General features: G+C 37.0%; 21 protein-coding genes and 1 other annotated feature. Of the genes, 3 read left to right on the forward strand and 18 right to left on the reverse strand.

Annotated features, from left to right (window positions below):
- The 14 genes from hisI to BQ9859_RS07425 form a co-directional block, all read right to left on the reverse strand.
- Positions 1–348 (reverse strand): phosphoribosyl-AMP cyclohydrolase, encoded by a 348-nt coding sequence (hisI, locus tag BQ9859_RS07360; protein ID WP_075877569.1) that lies wholly within the window; start codon positions 346–348, stop codon positions 1–3.
- Positions 345–1,118, reverse strand: a complete 774-nt coding sequence (gene hisF, locus BQ9859_RS07365; protein WP_075877570.1) for an imidazole glycerol phosphate synthase subunit HisF — start codon at positions 1,116–1,118, stop codon at positions 345–347. The genes hisI and hisF overlap by 4 nt, the downstream gene beginning before the upstream one ends.
- A 1-nt stretch (position 1,119) precedes the next feature.
- Positions 1,120–1,839 carry a 1-(5-phosphoribosyl)-5-[(5-phosphoribosylamino)methylideneamino]imidazole-4-carboxamide isomerase gene (gene hisA, locus BQ9859_RS07370; RefSeq protein WP_075877571.1) on the reverse strand — a complete coding sequence of 240 codons (720 nt, stop codon included), beginning with the start codon at positions 1,837–1,839 and terminating at the stop codon, positions 1,120–1,122.
- The gene (gene hisH / locus BQ9859_RS07375; protein ID WP_075877572.1) at positions 1,836–2,462 is read right to left on the reverse strand and encodes an imidazole glycerol phosphate synthase subunit HisH; all 627 of its coding nucleotides are present in this window, start codon (positions 2,460–2,462) and stop codon (positions 1,836–1,838) included. Before hisH ends, hisA begins: the two co-directional genes overlap by 4 nt.
- Complete coding sequence (gene hisB / locus BQ9859_RS07380; RefSeq protein WP_075877573.1) at positions 2,459–3,043, reverse strand: imidazoleglycerol-phosphate dehydratase HisB; 585 nt, start codon at positions 3,041–3,043, stop codon at positions 2,459–2,461. The genes hisH and hisB overlap by 4 nt, the downstream gene beginning before the upstream one ends.
- Positions 3,040–4,071 (reverse strand): histidinol-phosphate transaminase, encoded by a 1,032-nt coding sequence (hisC, locus tag BQ9859_RS07385; RefSeq protein WP_075877574.1) that lies wholly within the window; start codon positions 4,069–4,071, stop codon positions 3,040–3,042. The genes hisB and hisC overlap by 4 nt, the downstream gene beginning before the upstream one ends.
- Complete coding sequence (gene hisD, locus BQ9859_RS07390; RefSeq protein ID WP_075877575.1) at positions 4,064–5,350, reverse strand: histidinol dehydrogenase; 1,287 nt, start codon at positions 5,348–5,350, stop codon at positions 4,064–4,066. The genes hisC and hisD overlap by 8 nt, the downstream gene beginning before the upstream one ends.
- Positions 5,325–5,975: an ATP phosphoribosyltransferase gene (gene hisG / locus BQ9859_RS07395; protein ID WP_075877576.1), complete on the reverse strand. Its 651-nt coding sequence runs from the start codon at positions 5,973–5,975 to the stop codon at positions 5,325–5,327. Before hisG ends, hisD begins: the two co-directional genes overlap by 26 nt.
- Positions 5,957–7,093, reverse strand: coding sequence for an ATP phosphoribosyltransferase regulatory subunit (hisZ, locus tag BQ9859_RS07400; protein ID WP_075877577.1), 1,137 nt, complete (start codon positions 7,091–7,093; stop codon positions 5,957–5,959). Before hisZ ends, hisG begins: the two co-directional genes overlap by 19 nt.
- A 44-nt stretch (positions 7,094–7,137) precedes the next feature.
- Positions 7,138–7,369: a binding site (T-box leader), on the reverse strand.
- 135 nt (positions 7,370–7,504) lie between these two features.
- Positions 7,505–8,068, reverse strand: coding sequence for an ECF transporter S component (locus BQ9859_RS07405; protein WP_075877578.1), 564 nt, complete (start codon positions 8,066–8,068; stop codon positions 7,505–7,507).
- Between the two features lie 14 nt (positions 8,069–8,082).
- The gene (locus BQ9859_RS07410; protein ID WP_075877579.1) at positions 8,083–8,841 is read right to left on the reverse strand and encodes a carboxymuconolactone decarboxylase family protein; all 759 of its coding nucleotides are present in this window, start codon (positions 8,839–8,841) and stop codon (positions 8,083–8,085) included.
- A gap of 11 nt (positions 8,842–8,852) precedes the next feature.
- Positions 8,853–9,743 carry a DUF362 domain-containing protein gene (locus BQ9859_RS07415; protein WP_075877580.1) on the reverse strand — a complete coding sequence of 297 codons (891 nt, stop codon included), beginning with the start codon at positions 9,741–9,743 and terminating at the stop codon, positions 8,853–8,855.
- 156 nt (positions 9,744–9,899) lie between these two features.
- Positions 9,900–10,463, reverse strand: coding sequence for a chromate transporter (locus BQ9859_RS07420; protein ID WP_075877671.1), 564 nt, complete (start codon positions 10,461–10,463; stop codon positions 9,900–9,902).
- On the reverse strand, positions 10,463–11,017 hold the full coding sequence (locus BQ9859_RS07425) for a chromate transporter (protein WP_075877581.1): 555 nt from the start codon (positions 11,015–11,017) through the stop codon (positions 10,463–10,465). Before BQ9859_RS07425 ends, BQ9859_RS07420 begins: the two co-directional genes overlap by 1 nt.
- 107 nt (positions 11,018–11,124) lie before the next feature.
- On the opposite strand from BQ9859_RS07425, the gene BQ9859_RS07430 reads away from it, so the two are divergent.
- A complete protein-coding gene (locus BQ9859_RS07430; protein ID WP_075877582.1) occupies positions 11,125–12,039 on the forward strand; it encodes a LysR family transcriptional regulator in 915 nt (304 codons plus the stop codon).
- A 17-nt stretch (positions 12,040–12,056) separates the two neighbouring features.
- Here the strand turns inward: BQ9859_RS07430 and BQ9859_RS07435 are convergent, their stop codons facing one another.
- From BQ9859_RS07435 to BQ9859_RS07450, 4 genes are read right to left on the reverse strand one after another with little or no spacing between them, the layout of a single operon-like run.
- Positions 12,057–12,593 (reverse strand): HD domain-containing protein, encoded by a 537-nt coding sequence (locus tag BQ9859_RS07435; protein ID WP_075877583.1) that lies wholly within the window; start codon positions 12,591–12,593, stop codon positions 12,057–12,059.
- 53 nt (positions 12,594–12,646) lie between these two features.
- Positions 12,647–13,471, reverse strand: coding sequence for an HAD-IIB family hydrolase (locus BQ9859_RS07440; RefSeq protein ID WP_075877584.1), 825 nt, complete (start codon positions 13,469–13,471; stop codon positions 12,647–12,649).
- Between the two features lie 9 nt (positions 13,472–13,480).
- The gene (locus tag BQ9859_RS07445) at positions 13,481–14,401 is read right to left on the reverse strand and encodes an AEC family transporter (RefSeq protein WP_075877585.1); all 921 of its coding nucleotides are present in this window, start codon (positions 14,399–14,401) and stop codon (positions 13,481–13,483) included.
- Positions 14,398–14,871: a PTS sugar transporter subunit IIA gene (locus BQ9859_RS07450; protein ID WP_075877586.1), complete on the reverse strand. Its 474-nt coding sequence runs from the start codon at positions 14,869–14,871 to the stop codon at positions 14,398–14,400. Before BQ9859_RS07450 ends, BQ9859_RS07445 begins: the two co-directional genes overlap by 4 nt.
- A gap of 78 nt (positions 14,872–14,949) precedes the next feature.
- Here BQ9859_RS07450 and BQ9859_RS07455 point away from each other — a divergent pair, with 78 nt between their 5' ends.
- Together BQ9859_RS07455 and BQ9859_RS07460 are read left to right on the forward strand one after the other, a co-directional pair.
- Positions 14,950–15,729, forward strand: a complete 780-nt coding sequence (locus tag BQ9859_RS07455; protein ID WP_075877587.1) for a MurR/RpiR family transcriptional regulator — start codon at positions 14,950–14,952, stop codon at positions 15,727–15,729.
- Positions 15,726–16,487, forward strand: coding sequence for a MurR/RpiR family transcriptional regulator (locus BQ9859_RS07460; protein WP_075877588.1), 762 nt, complete (start codon positions 15,726–15,728; stop codon positions 16,485–16,487). The genes BQ9859_RS07455 and BQ9859_RS07460 overlap by 4 nt, the downstream gene beginning before the upstream one ends.
- The last annotated feature ends 18 nt before the right edge of the window (positions 16,488–16,505 follow it).

Here is a 16,505-nt window from a genome sequence, read left to right on the forward strand (position 1 = left end):
TTATTGTTCCTCCTTTTGATATAGTGTTTGGAAAAAGCAACTGCGCGCTCCTGTATGGCAGGCAGCTCCATCTTGTATCACGCTTAATAAGATCGTATCATTATCACAATCTACATCGATCTTACAGACATGTTGATAATGATCACTGGTTTCTCCTTTTAACCAAAGTGATTTTCTGCTGCGTGAATAATAACAAGCTAAGCCTTTTTCGATCGTGATCTTTAAGCTTTCTTTTGACATATACGCCAACATCAATACTTGCCCATTTTCATGATCCTGTACGATTGCAGGTACCAAACCACCTTGTTTATCGAAATCGATCTTCTCCAATAATTCTAGATCGGTCATGCTTCCCCCTCCATTCGAACTGGGATCCCTTTCTGTTGTAAATAGTCTTTTACTTCTTTTACGCTGTGGTCTCCATAATGAAAGATACTGGCAGCTAATGCTGCATCCGCTGCATCGCTTTCAAATACTTGTGCGATATGCTCGATTGTGCCACAACCGCCAGAGGCAATCAAAGGTACATCAATGATGGCATTTACTGCGTGCAGCATTTCCAGATCAAAACCGTTGCGTGTTCCATCGGCATCCATGCTGGTCAATAAGATTTCGCCTGCCCCCAGATCAGTAACAGTATGTACCCATTCGATCAAATCGATTCCTGTATCTTTTCTTCCGCCATTGATATAAACATTCCAGCCGCTGCCGTCTGCTCTTTTTTTTGCATCAATTGCCGATACGATACATTGACTGCCAAATATTTCGGCACCTTCTTTGATCAATTGGGGATTTTTGATTGCTGCAGAATTTAAAGAAACCTTATCTGCTCCGCTGCGTAATAATGTATTGATATCTTCCATGCTGCGAATGCCGCCGCCGATCGTAAATGGAATAAAGATCTCTTTTGCCACACGCTGTGCGACATCTGCCATCGTTTTTCTTCCTTCGTTGGTTGCACTGATATCCAGAAATACAATTTCATCGGCACCTTGTTCATAATATTGTTTCGCTAAAGCAACCGGATCTCCTACCTCTTTTAAACCGACAAAATTCACGCCTTTTACTACTTTTCCTTCTTTGACATCCAAACAAGGGATGATTCGTTTCGTAAACACACTATCCCTCCTTACACAGCGCAATCGCTTCTTTTAAATCCAATGTGCCATGCACCATTGCTTTTCCGCTGATGGCACCATACAGATCCATTTCTTTCAGCTTGCGAATATCTTCTATATCGCGAATGCCCCCGCTTGCTACAATCTGCATATGTACCTGCTCTTTTAATGTTTGCAGCATTTCTGTGTTCGGTCCCTGCATCGTTCCATCTTTCGATATATCGGTCACAATGATCGTTTTTACTCCTAATTCTTCCAGATGTTTTGCAAAGTCTACATAATATAAAGAACTTCCCTGCAGCCAGCCGCGGCCGTAAACATAGCCATTTTTACAATCGATGCCGACGGCTATATGAGAACCATAACGAGCAATTGCTTCTTTCAACAACGCTTCATCTTCCATAGCAATCGTACCTAATATGACCCGATCGATTCCATTTTCGACATAATGAGCAATATCTTCTAACGAACGGATACCTCCGCCCACTTCTACTGAAACATTCACATTCTTCTTTGTCTCGATGATGATCGCATCATTGACTCTATGACCAGCTTTGGCACCGTCCAGATCGACCAAATGCAAATAACTGGCACCCTCCGCAACAAAACGATCAGCCAATTTTGGAACACTGTCGCCTACTATTTCTTTTTGTCCATAATCACCTTGATATAATCGAACCGGCTGCCCATCAATGATATCAATTGCAGGTAGAATGATCATACGCAATGCTCCTTTCTCTTACACAAATCGCCAAAACGTTTTAACATGCGCAATCCTGCTTTTCCGCTTTTTTCCGGATGATACTGCATGCCAAATACATTTTCATGCCGTACATAACCTGGTATCTTCAGATCACCATAACAAGAATAAGCAATCAAGTCTTCTGTTCTATAATTTTGTGCATAAAATGAATGAACGTAATAAACAAACGGCTGTTCTTGCAATGGCAGCAAATCATCAGCAGCTGCATGCTCTAAACGATTCCATCCAATATGGGGGATCTTCACTGCAGGATCCTGCATCAATACGACTTCACCTTTCAATAAGCCAAGCCCAGCTGTCTCTTCTACCTCATAACCTTTTTCAAATAAGACCTGCATTCCCAAACAAATACCTAACAACGGCTTTTTATTTTGTACTTGTGTACGAATGACATCGACCAGTCCTTCATTTTTTAAATTTTGCATGCAATCGCGAAAAGCGCCGACCCCCGGCAGTATCAAGCCGTCTGCTTCTTCTAGGACTTTGGCCTCTTTACTGACACAATATGTAATGCCAAGCGAAGAAAGGGCATTACAGACACTGTGTAAATTCCCCATTCCATAATCAATTACTGCAATCATTCCAACACTCCCTTTGTAGATGGAAGTTCGTCATTAACGATACGAATTCCTTCTTTCACTGCACGTCCAAATGCCTTGAAAACTGCTTCTACTTTATGATGATCATTTTCCCCGTAAAGCACATTGACATGCAGCGTCAAATTTGCATGATCTGAGAAAGCACGCAAGAACTCCGGCAGCATTTCACAGGAAAAAGAACCAATCTGATCACGTTTTAGATCACAATGACAAACCAGATAACTGCGGCCGCTAAAATCAAGATCCACGCTGCACAGCGTTTCATCCATCGGGACCCGTGCATTGCCATAACGAGCAATTCCCCGTTTATCGCCTAATGCTGTTTTTAACAGTTCCCCTAAAACAATGCCGGCATCTTCTACCAAATGATGATCACAAACATCCAGGTCGCCATGTGCCTGCATCGTCAGGTCCATACCAGAATGAAAAGCAAACAGTGTCAGCATATGATCAAAAAAGCCCACGCCTGTTGAGATATTGCTTTTTCCTGTTCCATCCAGTAAAAGAGTTGCTTCAATTTGTGTTTCTTTTGTATTTCTGGTTAATGATGCACAACGTTTCATTGAAATTCCTCCTTAAAAGAACGAAGAATATGATATACTTTTTCATTTTCTTGCGGAGTACCGATCGTAATACGAAAACTATTGTCATGATAATTTCGTATCGTAATACCTGCTTCTTCAAATTTTTTCAACAATTCTTCTTTTTTTGCAGATCGGCCATAGATAAAATTTGCATGTGACGGATACAATGTCAGCAGGGAATCATTAAAGTCCTTGCATTCTTTGATCATATGTTCTCTTTCCTGTTTGATAAGATCACATTGTGTCAACAATTCCTCTTTATGCGACAAAATGATCGTTGCGGCACACTGTGTCATGCTGTTGACATTATAAGGAACTTTCTGCGGACGAATCTTTTCCATCATCTCTTCATTGCCAATCAAGAATCCACAACGACCTGCCGCAAAGGCAAATGCTTTTGACAGTGTACGCGTAACAAACAAGTTTTCATAACGATCTACTTGATCGATCATGGTTCCTTCCATAAATTCTCCATAAGCTTCATCGATCACAACCGGACATTTAAATGTATCCGCGATCCGGCACAGATCTTCCTTTTCGATAATCTGTCCGGTTGGATTATTCGGATTAGAGAATAAGATCATCTTTACATTTTCTTCTTTCCCTTTTTGAATAAACCCTTCAATATCAAAAGGAGCATCCGCTTTACGTTCATAACGAACGATTTCTCCTTCATGCATGCCTAAATAATAATCATACATCGAGAAATCAGGTGTTAATGTCAATAATTTATCTCCTTTTTGAATAAATAATGAAATCATCAATCCTAACATTTCATCTGATCCATTGCCTGCGATCACCTGTGTCGGTTTCACTCCTGCATAATCTGCATATGCTTGACACAATGCACTTGCTTCATCTTCCGGATAGCGATGAAAAGAAATATCTACGATTTTTTCAGCAATTTCTTTACGAATATCGACCGGCAAGTTCACACTGCTTTCATTTGCATTCAACAATATTCCTTCTCGATCCTTCATTGCTTCATATTCCATCTTCTCACTCATTCTTTAACCTCACTTTCACCGCATTGGCATGTCCTCCCAGACCTTCATGATCAGCAATATTGATGATCTTTTTACCATCTCTTTGTAACGCTTCTTCACTATAATGCAAATAGCAGCTTCGCTTTACAAAATCATCACAGCTTAATGCGGAGGCAAAACGCGCTGTACCATTGGTCGGCAATACATGATTGGTTCCTCCAAAATAATCGCCGATGCTTTCACAAGTAATATATCCCAGGAATACGCTTCCGGCATTTTTTACTTGATCCAAGTAATCTTTTGCATTTTCGACCATGAGTTCTAAATGTTCCGGAGCAATTAAATTACTGATGGAAATACATTGGGCAATATCTTTACAAATCATGAGCGTTCCATAATGCAGCAGACTCTCTTCAATGATTGATCGACGTTCTAATTGTGCACTTTGTTCCTTTAATTGCTCTTGTACTTTTTCCACCAGCTTTGTATCCGTAGTTAATAAGATACTGCAAGCACGCGGATCATGTTCCGCTTGTGATATGAGATCAGCTGCAACTGCTCCTGGATCTGCATTGGCATCTGCAATTACCAGGATTTCACTTGGTCCTGCTATCATATCAATATCCACACGGCCAAATACCAGTCGCTTTGCACAGGCAACATATGCATTTCCAGGACCTACGATCTTATCCACTTGCGGGATGCTCTGTGTTCCATAAGCCAATGCTGCTACTGCTTGTGCACCACCTACTTTATAGATAGAAGTAACGCCCGCAATCTTTGCAGCTGCCGCAATCACCGGCAAGATCTTTCCTTCTTTATCCGGAGGTGTTACCATTACGATTTCTTTGACACCCGCAATCTTTGCCGGAAGCACATTCATCAATACCGTACTTGGATAAGCAGCTCTGCCACCTGGAACATAGACTCCTACGCGAGCTAATGGTAAAATACGCTGTCCTAAATAAACTCCATCTTCTTTATCCAGATGATATCCTTTCATACGTTGTTGTTCATGATAATAAGTAATGTTTGCTGCAGCTTCTTCAAGATCTGCAATGAGCCCTGGATCTACTTTTGCACATGCGTCTGCTAGCTCTTCCTCACTTGCCTTTAGATTTTTTAATGCTACATGGTCAAACTGTTCTGTGTACTTAAACAATGCAGCATCCCCATTTTCCTTTACATCCTGAATGATCTTTGCTGTTCTTTCAAACACTTGCGGATCTGCATCTGCCATACGGCCTTGCAAGAAAGTTCGCAGTTGTTCCACATTATTTGGATCCATTTGTTTCAGCATGTCTATCCCTCACTTTCGTTAAATCATTTAACAATGCCATGATTTCTTTTTGTTTTAATTTAAAACTGGCACGATTGACGATTACCCTTGCTGAAATATCGCAAATACGTTCATAGACGACCAAGCCATTTTCTCTCAGTGTCGTTCCTGTTTCCATGATATCCACGATACCGTCGCATAATCCTAAAATGGGAGCTAGTTCTACACTGCCTTCGATTTTTATGACTTCTACATCCATATTTCTTTTTTTAAAGAAATCTCTGGCAACATGCGGGTATTTGCTGCCGATCTTGACATGTCCTAATTTTTCAAACGGACTCTTTCCCGGTAAACCTGCAACAATAAATCCACATTTTCCAATACCCAGATCCAACAGTTCATAATATCGGCCGTCTGCTTCCATCAATGTATCTTTGCCAACAAAGCCGACATCGGCAACACCATGCTCTACATAAGTCACACAGTCTGCAGCTTTTACCAAAAAATATCTCTGATCTTTTATGCTGTCTTGAAATACCAGCTGTCTTCCCTTATCTTTTAATTGTTCTATTCCATAACCACACTCTTCAAACATGGCGACGCTTTGTTTTTCCAAACGTCCTTTTGTTAACGCGATTGACAGCATAGTGTTTCCTCCTTTATTTCTATATCCTTTATAGATGAATCAACGATCAAACATATTCTTGTTGTTTTTGCCAGTTCTCTTGCTTTTTTCATTGCTTCAACACGATCATCTGGATGATATTTGATCACTGTTTTCTTTTCTTTTTCTTTTGCCTGATAAATCTGCGATAGAGCATCTAATTTAATAGAGAAGCCGACAGCTGGCAAATTGCGTCCATATTTCTCCAATAGCGTATCATAACGTCCTCCGCTTAATACGCGTTTTCCGACTCCTTCTACATACGCTTCAAAAACAATTCCTGTATAATAATTTAAATTTTTTGTCTTGCCTAAATCAAAGCGTATCTGTACACAGCCTAATTGCTGCAGATCATCTGCCAAGAGCAGCAGGCGTCTTAAAATTTCTTTTAATTCTTCACAAAAACAATACTGTTTTGCTTCTTCCAATATTTCTCGATCACCGCTCATCCATGGAAGCTGCAAGAAAAATGTTTTCCCTTCCTCACTTAATTTAAGAGAATCCAGCTTTTCTGCCAAAGATGTCATGCTTTTCTGATCGATCAAGTCAGACAGCTCTTCGCTGTCTTCCTGTGAAATTTGAAAGAAACGGCAGGCTTCTCTAAAGAAGTTGATATTTCCGATTTCTAATACCCATGTATGATCTTTCACGACGCTCAATGCATCAAGAGCTGTCATCAGTATTTCCAGATCTCCACTTTGTTGATCGACTCCGATCAGTTCCACACCGCAATCGCTGATTTCATTTTTTAATCCGGAAAGATCTTCATGTACCTTGAATACATTTGCACAATATCGAAAACGAAGTGGCGGCTGCACATCTTTAAATTTTGTTGCTGCTAATCGTGCGATGGGGATCGTCATATCTGCACGCAGCATCAAAATACGACCCTGAGCATCAAAAAATTTATACATATCTTGTTCATTGATATTGTCAAATCCGGCCTCATAGGTCTTATAAAATTCGATCATTGGCGTAATGACTTCGTCATATCCCCAGCTTTCAAATCGCTCTTCAATCGCTTGCTGCAGCTCTCTTCGCGCTGCACATTCATCGAGTATCACATCCCGCATTCCTGTAGGTATCGTAAACTGCTTCATTTTTCTTCCTCCTCTTTACACCAAATTATAAAAAAAACTTTCATCCAAAGGACGAAAGTATCGTGGTTCCACCTTTTTTTACTGTTTTCTCACGAAAACAGCCTCTATGAGTATTTGCATACTGCACATGATAACGGATGCTGCCCCGTTGAAAGCTACTGTTCGTTCACTTTCACAACTCCAAGGTGTGTTCGCAGGATTCCTATATTCTTTTCCACCAAACAAGAACTCTCTATCATATTCCTCTCTGTTACTATTCCTCTTCTTCGTTTTATATACGTCTATCTTACTATTTTAGAAAATAACTGTCAACCATTATTGTAACCGATTTTCATTAATTGAAAATTATTTCATCCTGTGATTTCTTTTCTAAAACTATCATATAAAAACAGGTTGACCCCTTTTTTTATATTATGATTCTTCGATTTTTCTTTCTTCAATGCTTTCAAAATTTTTTAACCTGCTGCGATTTAAGACAACCATGATACATGGAATCAGAATTAACTGAAGTATAACACCGATAATGGCATCGATGAATGCACTTGTCAAGAAAATCTGCCAAGTAAATACACCTCCAGACAATCCTAATTGGATATACTGTACGATGCCCCATACAATACGTCCAGCCAGCATCGCACTTATCAAGCAACGATACAATGCACGAACACAGTGCCATTTGGATATACTATATAAAAAGCCGGATACAGCTCCATATGTCATCAATTCAAATGCCATGGCAGTTGCAGATGGGAAAAAAACAGGCATTCCAAATAAAGCTGAACGAAGCAGAGGCAATATGAAACCGACAAGGCCGCCATATTTCCATCCACAAATCAGCCCGCACAGGAACACGGGAATGTGCATTGGCAATAATTTGCTTCCAATCTGCGGGATTTGCCCTGTAAAAAAAGGAAGTATCAGTCCCAATGCCAGAAACATTGCAGCGACTGTTATTTTTTTTAATGATTGATCCATATTCACTTTCCTTTCTATTTATTGTTTTTTACAGCTTCCTCAATACAACGCAATGCATTTAAGCTTCTAGGATAACCTATGTAAGGCAAACACTGCGATACGATCTGAATCAGAAAATCTTTATCGTTTCCAATCTTCATATTTGCAGCAGCATGAGAAATCAACTGCGGTTCACACCCGCCTTGTGCAAACAAGAAACAAAAAGTAATCATTTCTCTTTGTTTATAATCTAATCCTTTTCTTGTATAATAATCACCAAAACAATTTGCTGAAAGCCAACGATTGATATGTCTTGTTTCTTTTGGCCCGCTTTCAGAAAAACCGCGCATAGACTCGCCAAATATGTCCACTTGTGCTTGTTCTCCCTTTTGCAGACGATCTTCTAATGTCGTTGTTGCTTGTCCTTCTAATGGAAGCTGTACGCCATGTTTCAAAAAAATAGTATTTGCTGTGCGCAAAAAAGGCAGCACTCTTCCATATCCCAAATATGCAACGGCTTGATAAATGATTTCCTTTAATTCAATAGGAGTCACACCTATATTATAAGCACCTTCCGCCATTACTGCAAAAGTATCTACTGCCTGTGAACCTATCAATGTTGCCAAAACAGCCATCATATGCGTTTTATCATCCAATGAACTTTCTTTCAAAACCTCATCAAATGCAAAATTCTCAAACCTTTCAATAAATTCTGTATCATACTCCATAAATGTGGAATGATGATCGGATAATAATTTTTCATGTACCTTTTTAGCATTTTCTGTTAAAGCCATTTCCCTATCTCCTAATCTTTATCTAATGACACAATTTGATATGCACGATTTCCTAACCCATGCAATGCAGCCGCTTCTACAGTATGGATACCATGTCTAGAATCCATTCGTTCGATCAAAGCTGCTTTCCCTGGATCATCGCTGTTTTTCACTGCGTCATAACAAGCTTGATCCAATGCAACAGGATCCGTTGATGCAAAAATACCTAAGTCTGCCATTTCTGGTTCTGCTGGATGCGAATCACAATCACAATCTACACTTAAGCGATTGGCCACATTGATATACAACATATTCTTTGCCCCTTTCGCATGGATGACTGCTTTACATGCATCGGCCATCGATTCCAGAAAATCATCTTGTTTCGGCAGATTATCCCATAATTTGCCAGCATCTGTTGTAAATCCTGCCGTATGGATATTGGCTTTTCCACTAGTAGAAGCAATTCCAATACTGATATTTTTTAAGGCACCTCCAAAACCTCCCATAGCATGGCCTTTAAAATGGGAAAGAACCAAAATAGAATCATAATTAGCAAAATGTTCACCAACAATATCTTTTGTAAGATGAAAACCGTTTTTGATTGGTAATTCAATCTCTCCAAATTCATCCATGATACCACAAGGAGCCATAGCTTTAAAACCATGATCTTCAATTGCCTTCCAATGTAACTTTGGATCTTGCCGCTGGCCTCCATAAGCAGTACAACATTCAATGATCGTTCCATTTAATTGATGAACCAAATTACCAATCAATTCCGGATGCAGATAATTATGTCCGCATGGTTCCCCAGTAGAAATTTTAATTCCAATATTTCCGTGAAGCTCTCTTCCTAATGCTTGATAGATTGCAATCAAGCTTTTTGAATCAATTTCTTTTGTAAAATAAACGATCGAGTTTTGCATAATATGTATCTCTCCTTTATCCTAACTGTATTCTACACCTTTGCTAATACATGCGTAAAATATAAAATAAGAATCATAAACTATAACAAAAACGTATGGTAATGCATAAAAAAAGACTTTTTTTAGTCTTTCTAACTTTTCTATAAATTTTATCTTTTAAAAAAGCAACAACAATAAAATACCTGCAACTCCTGCACCTATCATTACGATGATTGGGTCTATTTTCCATTTTCGCAATATATATACTGCAATAATAAAAATAATAACAGGGATCACTTGAATATGGCTCATATCTGCAGGAATCTCTCTTGTACCATAAAAAGACAATACCATTAGAGATAAACAAGCAGAAGCAATCATTGCAACGACTGTTGGACGTAACGCTGCTAATACACCTTGCACCATAGATAATCCACGATAACGATAATAAACGAATGCAAGTGTCATAACAATGATACAGGAAGGTAAAATACAACCAATGGTAGCAACGATGGCTCCCAATATTCCAGCAGTTTGAATACCGACAAATGTTGCTGAATTGATTGCAATTGGTCCGGGAGTCATTTGTGAAATTGTCATGATATCTGCAAATTGTGTCATGGTCAGCCAGGAATGAAGATCGACAACTTGATGTTGAATCAACGGCATAGTAGCATATCCCCCGCCAATACTAAATAATCCTATTTGAAAAAAGCTCCATAATAATTCAAGATATAACATCATTTCAACCCTCTTTTTTGATTACGATACGTTCGATAAGCTCCGATGCCGCCGCAAATCAGAATAACTGCTATCACATTCGCATTTAAAAAATAGACTGCGATGAAAGAAGCAATCAGGATACAGATTGAAAGTTTATTTTTATCAACAACGACATCTTTTCCCATTGTCAAAACAACATCAAAAATAACGGCGGCTACTCCTGCAAGCATACCTGTCATTGCCATATTCACAAATAGATTATCTCGAAACGCTACATAAAAGAATGAAATGATCGAAATAATGATCAAAGGAGGCAATACCGTCCCCAACACAGTAATCAAAGCTCCTTTCCATCCGGCTACTCGATACCCGACCAGAATAGAAGCATTCACAGCAATCGCTCCTGGAGAAGATTGGGCAATAGAAGTAAGATCTAACATTTCTTGTTCCTCGATCCAATGTAAATCTTCTACAAATTTTTTTCTCATTAATGGAATGATGACAAATCCTCCACCAAATGTACAGGCACTTAATTGAAAGGTAGACAAAAATAATTTTTTATATGGTTTCATTTGTATTACTCCCCCTTTCCATTTTGTAGTATAGCACTTTTATTTCCATAAATATAATTATATAATTTTATTATATTCATAACTAAATTTATATAAAGGAGCATAGTATGACCATTCGACATCTAAAGATTTTTTTAACTTTATGCAGCAATCATTTAAATATGACCAAAACAGCAAAAGTATTGCATATGACACAACCTGCAATCAGTGTTGCAATCAAGGAATTAGAAAGATACTATGGTACTGTTTTATTCGATCGCATTGGACACCGTTTAAAAATAACACAAGCAGGATTGCAATTGAAAGAATATGCTTCTCATATCCTTTCTTTGTATGATGATATGGAAAAAAGCATGTATCACTGGGATGCATCAGGATTGCTGCGCATTGGAGCAAGCATTACGATTGGTTCCCAATTTCTTCCATATTACATAAAAACATTTACAAAACAAAATCCTAGTACAAAAGTAAAAGTATTAGTGAGTTCTTCAGATCAATTAGAAAATAAAATAGCAGATAATGAATTAGATTTTGCATTGATTGAAGGCTATGTACATCACTCTGAATTTATTGCAAAACCTTATATGGAAGATGAACTCATCGTTATTGCTCCTGGCGACAGTCCTTATAAACCGGGACAAGAAATCTCTATTCAGGAATTTCGTCAACAAAAATTCTTATTAAGAGAACATGGAAGTGGTACAAGAGAAACTTTTGACAATGTTATCCATGCTGCCGGCTTTTCTATTGAGCCCATATGGGAAGCAATGAGCACGACGGCTTTGGTCAATGCAGTCATCAACGGTTTAGGAATCTCTGTACTGCCTTACCGTATGATCATCAATCCTATTCAGCGAGGTCTTATCATTCCCATTCAAGTCCAAGGATTAGAATTTAAACGAAAATTTCAGATCATTTATCATAAAGATAAATTTATGACCTCATCTGCACTATCCTTTATTCAATTATGCCGTGATTATGAAACGAACTATCCTTTACCTGTTTATAATGGATTATATTAAAATGGTTGATCAAATGATCAACCATTGTTCAGCTCAGCAGCATTTCTAGCATACTCTTCAATTTGATATAAAGGAAATAAGATCCATTGTTGCAGCATTTTTTTTGATTTTCTTCGATAAGCAATCGTTTCAATAATAGAAATATACGTATCTGCCATATTTACGATCCATGCTTCTTTACAAACTGGCGGAATAATTGTCAAAGGCCACATATGTTTTCGTATGATTTCTTTTTCTATTTTTGTCAATTGAAAATCTCTCTTTGCATTGTGTAAAGCAAAATTTGCATGTCGAAAACCATGCCACCGATGCCACTTTTCTTTTTCATGCCAATCATACAAATAATAATCATGTAACAATGCACCACGTATCAATTCTATCTTTCGATATTTTAATCTTAACTTTTGTGCTATTTGATAACTATAATATGCGACAAGCAAACAATGTTCATAAGTAGAGATATTTCCATGTTGAATATATTGTTTCATTTGTAAAAATCGCTTATCTTGAGCATAAATAGATAATTGATCAAATAATTCCTGATCTTTTTCCATGTTTTTATCATCTCTTTCGCATACTAGTATAGCATGGTTTCAATAAATTGATACTATGTACGATTCAGATCTTTCATCATCTGAATCACTTCAGCCACATTCTTTACGATATATTTTGCACTTTTCTTTGCATTTATGCTACCATGTTCAACACAACAACTATTTGATATAAATTGAAACATTTCAATGTCATTGTCTGAATCTCCTACTACCCAGCATTGTTCCATGGCAATATGGTTCATCTCCATGTACCGTTGAATACCAACAGCTTTATTAATAGCTTTCGGCAAACATTCAATGATAGCCGGGCTGGAAAATAGGAAATCATATCGATCTCCATATTTTTTCATTAAGTATTGATATACCTGCTTTGGTTTGCTTAAACGTTGAACATAAAATAATATTTTAGGAACTTGTAAATCATCATCCAGTTGAAACAAAGGTTCGTCATTTTGGATCCCATACGGCTGATCATGCAATTGATGTCTTCTTAAACGGCCTATGTAATCTTCTTTCAGCGGTTCTTTCATATAATAATTTCCATCAAAATGCAAAGTTCCCATGCTTGTATCAGGAAATTGTTTTGCGATATCTTGTGTGATCAGCTGGTAATCTTTGATTGGCAATCCTGCTAATTGTTTTTTATTTCCATTTATCAATAACATTGCGCCATTCAATGCTACCATGTCTACATTATAATGGAGCTTTTTTTCTATAAATTCAGCAGCATTACATGCCCTGCCGCTTGCAATTACTAATTCAATATGCATTTGTGGCAATTTTTCTAACATGGACAAATCTTCTTTATTGATATCATAACTGCCATCACTTTGATCAAATAACAATGTTCGATCTAAATCACAAAATAAATATTTCATATCCTCTCCTTATAATAAAATACCCAGCATGACAGGAATGGTGATAACAGACAATAGTGTGGTCAAGAATACACCGGCAGAAGCTAATCCATCATTTGCTTTATACTCTTTTGCCAATACTACGATCATTGATCCAGCAGGCAGTGCTCCCGATATAACCAATAATTCTCTATTAAACGAAGAAATAGGCAATGGCAAAGTAATGACAGCAATAAGAATAGGTAATAAAATCAAGCGAAGAACAACTACCGTATTAATTGCTTTGCATTTTAATACATTTTTCCATGAGGCATGGGCTAAGGAAACTCCAATAACGATCATGCTTAAAGGTACACAGGCATCTCCTAATATACTGAAGAAATCTGCAACTTGTGCTGGAATGGGGATATTTCCAAAATAAATGATCAAAGCAACGATTGAACTGATCGTACCAATGGAAAAAATATCTTTCATGGTCATCTTCTGGTGCGTTCCTTTTTGCAATAAAGATCGACCATAAGTAAAGATCAGAATATTAAAAGGAAGATGCATCAATGAAAAAACAAAGACAGCAAAATCTCCATACAATGCACGCAAAATAGGATATCCTACAAATGCAGTATTCGAAAAAATCAAGATCATCTTACAGATAGATATTTCTTCTTTTGAAGATTTGCTTTTTAAATAAATTACAATGGCAATCAATACCAACAATATATATAATATGATTCCACAAATGATGGCTTCAATTACAACATCTCCTTCACCTTGTAATCCTCCTGCACAAACAGAACTGATGATCAAAGCTGGATTGAAGACATGAACTACCAATGTAGACAACACACTGCTTCCTTTTTCATCTAATAAATGCAACTTGGTTAATAACAGTCCAAGCAAGATCAAACCACTCAGCTCTGCCATTACCCCAAGCAGCACTACCACATCGATCATTGATAAGTCAGGATATCATTCTCAGCAGCTTTTACTTCTCCTTCCGATATTATTTTGACATCCTTTGCTTTACCTTGTGAAGTTATGACACACATCGTAGTCGTATCATAATTCATATCTTTTAGTTTTGCCATATCATATGTAACCAAAGTATCTCCACAAGATACTTTATCCCCTTTTTTCACTTTGCAATCAAAGATACTTTCTTTTAGATTCACAGTATCCAATCCTATATGAATCAGTATTTCCATTTGATTGTCCATCGTAATTCCAATGGCATGGTAAGTTGGTTCAAATACAACTGTGATCTTTCCATCACAAGGAGATACAACTATTCCATTTTTTGGTTGAATAGCTACACCATCTCCCATCATTTTTTTTGAAAATACATCATCATTTACTTTTTCAATTGAAAGCAATTGTCCATCTGCAAAAGCTTTTAAACTATGTGTTTTCTTTTTAAAAAACATAATTAACCTCCTTGTAGATTATTTTGAACTTCCTATATAATAAATAATATAGTTAATAACTAGAAAGGACTTGATCATATGCTCAATCTTCATCTTAATAATACAATAATACAAAATTTAAGTGAAAATGAATTAACTATTTTAAAATTTGTGTATGCACATTCAGATGATGTCATCCATATGAGCATTCAAGAACTTTCCAAATCTGTCTCTTTTTCTTCTGCCACTATTCTTCGATTTTGTAAAAAAATTGGTCTTTCCGGTTTTTCCGAATTAAAATATATTATTCGAAAAGATATGGAAAATGAATCTCAAGTACCTGATTTAGCAAAAATAAGTAATCAGATGATCAAAAACAGCATTATTACAGACATTGAAGGAACATCCAATCTGATAAAAAATGATCAATTTATAGAAATCGTATCTTTGATCAACAGTGATTTACCTTTATTTTTATGGGCTCCTGGCGGCATCACCTCGGTAGTGGTCGATTATTTTGAAAAACTGCTATTTGTTTGCGGCAGACAGAATGTATATAAATATGAATCAGCCCGTATGTGTGAACATGTGGTACGATCATTAAAGAAAAAAGCAATCATTTTTATCATCAGTACGAGCGGTACATATGAACCGTCTTTGCGCATTGCAAGATTAGCTCATATAAAATCCATGTATCTGATTTCCATTACTCCTTTTAATAATAATACGATTTCCCAGCTAACTCCTTATCATTTGCATTTTTTTACCGATCAAAGAGAAAATGAAGGGGCAGATATCACTTCTCGCATTCCCATCTTTTACATACTTTCCATGTTGATTGGTTATTACGTAAAAATGAAGGAGGGAATAGATCTATGATTCCATTGTTAGAAAAAGTGAAAAATATTGATTTGACCGCATCCGAAAAATTATTATTTGATTATATTCAAGAAGATCCAAAAAGAATCATTCATCAAAACTTACAAGATATTTGTCAAAAATTATATATCTCGAATGCAACGATCGTCCGTTTTTGTCAAAAAATAGGGTATCAAGGTTTTCATGAATTTAAATTTGCCATTCGTTCACAATTAGAAGATATAACAGAAAATGATTTATCTTTAGATTCCTATTTTAATTTTCATCTCTCTCGATTCAAAGATGCGATACAGTTGATTCCTTTTGATCAATTAGAAACGATCAGCAAGATGTTTCATTCTTATTCCACGATCTATATTTATGGATCTGCCATGAGTTCTATTCCAGCCCATTATCTATACAGTGTATTATCTTCTTTAGATTTTTCCTGCATCTATATAGAATGGCGGCATTTGCTGCGTGGGATTGCAGAAAATACAGATGCGAATACTTTGATGTTTATGATTACTTCACACGGATACAATGAACGTTATCTTGATGTCATAGAGACTTTAAAGAATAATGGTTCAACGATCATTTATATCACAGATGAAGAAAATCATAAGATAGAAGAATTAGTTCATTACTATATCAATACCAGAGAACCTGGTCATTATCTTCATAATGTTGATTTTAGCTTTAAGACAAAAACATTGATTTTTATCCAAATCTTGATTGATCTCATTTATAACAATACAATAAACAATAGGCAACAGTGAATGACTGCTGCCTATTTT

This window comes from Merdibacter massiliensis, assembly GCF_900155395.1.
GTDB lineage: Bacteria > Bacillota_I > Bacilli_A > Erysipelotrichales > Erysipelotrichaceae > Merdibacter > Merdibacter massiliensis.

Excerpts from the sequence above, each read along its gene's own strand:
- BQ9859_RS07460 (WP_075877588.1), top strand. The coding sequence starts at position 15,726 with ATGATTCCATTGTTAGAAAAAGTGAAAAATATTGATTTGACCGCATCC.
- BQ9859_RS07440 (WP_075877584.1), bottom strand. The coding sequence starts at position 13,471 with ATGAAATATTTATTTTGTGATTTAGATCGAACATTGTTATTTGATCAA.
- BQ9859_RS07405 (WP_075877578.1), bottom strand. The coding sequence starts at position 8,068 with ATGGATCAATCATTAAAAAAAATAACAGTCGCTGCAATGTTTCTGGCA.
- hisD (WP_075877575.1), bottom strand. The coding sequence starts at position 5,350 with ATGCTGAAACAAATGGATCCAAATAATGTGGAACAACTGCGAACTTTC.
- hisI (WP_075877569.1), bottom strand. The coding sequence starts at position 348 with ATGACCGATCTAGAATTATTGGAGAAGATCGATTTCGATAAACAAGGT.
- hisG (WP_075877576.1), bottom strand. The coding sequence starts at position 5,975 with ATGCTGTCAATCGCGTTAACAAAAGGACGTTTGGAAAAACAAAGCGTC.
- hisB (WP_075877573.1), bottom strand. The coding sequence starts at position 3,043 with ATGAAACGTTGTGCATCATTAACCAGAAATACAAAAGAAACACAAATT.
- BQ9859_RS07445 (WP_075877585.1), bottom strand. The coding sequence starts at position 14,401 with ATGATCGATGTGGTAGTGCTGCTTGGGGTAATGGCAGAGCTGAGTGGT.
- BQ9859_RS07435 (WP_075877583.1), bottom strand. The coding sequence starts at position 12,593 with ATGGAAAAAGATCAGGAATTATTTGATCAATTATCTATTTATGCTCAA.
- BQ9859_RS07450 (WP_075877586.1), bottom strand. The coding sequence starts at position 14,871 with ATGTTTTTTAAAAAGAAAACACATAGTTTAAAAGCTTTTGCAGATGGA.
- BQ9859_RS07415 (WP_075877580.1), bottom strand. The coding sequence starts at position 9,743 with ATGCAAAACTCGATCGTTTATTTTACAAAAGAAATTGATTCAAAAAGC.
- BQ9859_RS07410 (WP_075877579.1), bottom strand. The coding sequence starts at position 8,841 with ATGGCTTTAACAGAAAATGCTAAAAAGGTACATGAAAAATTATTATCC.
- BQ9859_RS07420 (WP_075877671.1), bottom strand. The coding sequence starts at position 10,463 with ATGTTATATCTTGAATTATTATGGAGCTTTTTTCAAATAGGATTATTT.
- BQ9859_RS07455 (WP_075877587.1), top strand. The coding sequence starts at position 14,950 with ATGCTCAATCTTCATCTTAATAATACAATAATACAAAATTTAAGTGAA.
- hisA (WP_075877571.1), bottom strand. The coding sequence starts at position 1,839 with ATGATCATTCTACCTGCAATTGATATCATTGATGGGCAGCCGGTTCGA.
- hisZ (WP_075877577.1), bottom strand. The coding sequence starts at position 7,093 with ATGAAGCAGTTTACGATACCTACAGGAATGCGGGATGTGATACTCGAT.
- hisH (WP_075877572.1), bottom strand. The coding sequence starts at position 2,462 with ATGATTGCAGTAATTGATTATGGAATGGGGAATTTACACAGTGTCTGT.
- hisC (WP_075877574.1), bottom strand. The coding sequence starts at position 4,071 with ATGAGTGAGAAGATGGAATATGAAGCAATGAAGGATCGAGAAGGAATA.
- BQ9859_RS07430 (WP_075877582.1), top strand. The coding sequence starts at position 11,125 with ATGACCATTCGACATCTAAAGATTTTTTTAACTTTATGCAGCAATCAT.
- BQ9859_RS07425 (WP_075877581.1), bottom strand. The coding sequence starts at position 11,017 with ATGAAACCATATAAAAAATTATTTTTGTCTACCTTTCAATTAAGTGCC.